Source organism: Salipiger sp. PrR003 (assembly GCF_010500785.1).
GTDB lineage: Bacteria > Pseudomonadota > Alphaproteobacteria > Rhodobacterales > Rhodobacteraceae > Salipiger > Salipiger pacificus_A.
The window spans coordinates 1-2,637 of record NZ_JAAGOV010000115.1 but is presented as its reverse complement, the minus strand read 5'-3'; the positions used below and the strand labels follow the sequence as shown (position 1 = coordinate 2,637).

Here is a 2,637-nt window from a genome sequence, read left to right as displayed (position 1 = left end):
TATAGCGCGACAATCAGGGAGAGACGGCAGCGACAATCAAGATGAGATTCTATGTCGCGACATCGGTGACGGTATCACCTTGATTGCCGCTGGCAAGGTTTTCGTCGGCGGGTGATTGTCGCTCCGCGTCAATCAGGCCAGTGCTTTTGATTGTCGCGTATGATGCTGGGCGTCCGCGCCTGCGTTTGGCTTCAAGCGCCGAACGCCGTCGATAGCTTTCCACGTTCATTTCGAAGATGGTCGCGTGGTGGACGAGCCGGTCCACAGCCGCGAGCGTCATCGCGGGATCGGGGAAGACCTTGTTCCATTCTCCGAAGGGCTGATTGGCCGTGATCATGATCGAGCGCCGCTCGTATCGGCCCGAGATGAGCTCGAACAGAACGCTTGTTTCCGCCTGGTCCTTGGTGACGTAGGCGAGGTCATCAAGGATGAGCAGGTCGTACTTGTCGAGCTTGGAGATGGCCGCCTCGAGCTGCAGCTCCCGGCGTGCGACCTGAAGCTTTTGGACGAGGTCGGTTGTCCTCGTGAACAGGACCCGCCAGCCGTTCTCGATCAAGGCAAGGCCAATGGCTGCCGCCAGATGGCTCTTTCCGCCGCCCGGCGGGCCGAACATGAGCACATTCGCGCCTTTCGCCAGCCAGCTGTCGCCGGCAGCCATCGCCATGACCTGAGCCTTCGAGATCATCGGCACGACATCGAAGTCAAAGCTGTCCAGCGTCTTGCCGGGCGGGATATGGGCTTCGGCCAGGTGGCGGGCAGTACGGCGGTGTGCTCGCTCGGCGAGTTCATGCTCTGCGATCGCGGCAAGGAACCTCGCTGCCGGCCAGCCTTCCTTGTCCGCCTGTTCGGCGAACTGGGGCCACAGGGTCTTTATGGTTGGCAGGCGCAGTTCGCCAAGCATGATGCCCAGACGTGCTTCGTCGGTGGAGTGGATCCGCTTCATGCGTATGCTCCCGTATCTGTGCCAGCCCCAAGAAGGTCTTCGTAGCTGTTGAGGGAGGTGGCGCGCACCGTGACCACCGGCAGGCTGGCGGGGTCTGGCGAGAACTTCCGCCGCAGGACCGCAAGGTCCGGCAGGTCGCCCACGTCCAGCAGAGCGGCAAGGTCTTCAGCCAGGGCCACTTCGCAGTTGCGCTCGTGGGCCAGGGCCAAAAGCTCGACGGTCGCCTTGCAGGCCTGCCGCTCAGGCAGCCGCGCCGTAAGGGCTTCGAAGGCGCGGCGGTACTCGCCTCGGGGGAAGAGTTTGTCACGATAGACGAGGTGCAGAAGGGCCATCGGCTTCTTGCGTAGGGAGTGGATGACATGGTGGTAGTTGACCACCTGGTCATGCTTGCCGTCCGGGTGGCCGCGGCCCCTGGGCAGGTTGAGCAGATGAGTGCCGCCGACGAACAGCTCCAGCCGCTCGTCATAGAGGCGCACGCGCAGGCGGTGCCCAATCAAGCGGGAGGGGACTGTGTAGAATACCTTGCGCAGGGTGAACCCGCCGGCGCTGGTCACGGTGACGATGACTTCCTCGTAGTCCGTGGTCCGGCGCTCGGGCAACTCCTGCAGATACGCGCGCTCAGCCTCGATGCGTTTGCCGCGGGCGGCATTGTGACGGCCGACGATCTCATCGATGAAGGCGCGGTAAGCGCCAAGGTCTTCGAAGTCGGCACTCCCGCGCATCAGCAGCGCGTCCCGGATCGCGTTCTTGAGATGGCCGTGAGCACTTTCTATGGAGCCGTTCTCATGCGCCACTCCCTTGTTGTTCCGCGTGGGGGTCATCCGGTAGTGCGCGCAGAGCCCGTCGTAGCGTTTGGTGAGATCGGTTCGGGCCTCGGCATCAAGATTGCGGAAGGCGGCCGACAGGCTGTCGCTGCGGTGGAAGGCCGGGGCTCCGCCCACGGACCACAGTGCGTTCTGCAAACCCTCCGCCAGTGCAACGAAGCTCTCACCACCCAAAATGACATGGGCGTGCTCGAAGCCAGACCATGGCAGGCGGAAGTGGTAGAGCAAATGCGGTAGAGGCTGGCCAAGGACCGTGACGCCCGCTGCTCCCATGTTGGTGAAGTCAGACAGCCCCATCCGACCGGGCTCATGGCTCTGCCGGAAGATAACTTCCTGTTCTTCGCCGTGCAGAGCCCGCCATGAACGGATCCGCCGCTCCAACGTGCGCCGGATGCCGGATGACAGCTCGGGGTGCCGGCGCAACAGCTCTTCAAAGATGGCGACAGGCCGGAGGCCCGGGGCAGTCCTCAACAGCGGAACCACTTCGCTGTCAAAGATCGCCTCGAGCGGATCGGGTCTGCGACGGCCGCGCGGCCCTTTCTTTTGAGAAGGCGGGGTGGGGTCTTCGGAAATGCGATAGCCCGTCGCGCGGCTCATGCCGGCTTTTGCGGCGGCGACATCAATCGGGTGGTCTCGTCTCAGCTTCATAAAAAGCCTCGCTTGATGATCGGTTACATGGCGCCCCGGCACAAAGGTGGTTCTCCATCATGAAAACCCCCAGCCTACCGGGTCGGCCGCGATCACAGACCGAAGAATTTGCGCAGCGGCGTGTGACCGGTGGAGGGCGGGCGTAGCCCGGCCGGAAGCGGTCACACGCCGCTGCGTCTCATCCTGATTGACGCGGAATCTCATCCTGTTTGTCGCGCCGCA

The 2,637-nt window shown here is 63.3% G+C and carries 2 protein-coding genes; both read right to left on the bottom strand.

All coding sequences use genetic code 11. The features are described from left to right. Window positions 1–49: 49 nt before the first annotated feature. Window positions 50–943 (bottom strand): IS21-like element helper ATPase IstB, encoded by an 894-nt coding sequence (gene istB / locus G0D83_RS30780; RefSeq protein ID WP_164198529.1) that lies wholly within the window; start codon window positions 941–943, stop codon window positions 50–52. After that, a complete protein-coding gene (gene istA, locus G0D83_RS30775) occupies window positions 940–2,415 on the bottom strand; it encodes an IS21 family transposase (protein ID WP_203595148.1) in 1,476 nt (491 codons plus the stop codon). Before istA ends, istB begins: the two co-directional genes overlap by 4 nt. Between the last annotated feature and the right edge of the window lie 222 nt (window positions 2,416–2,637).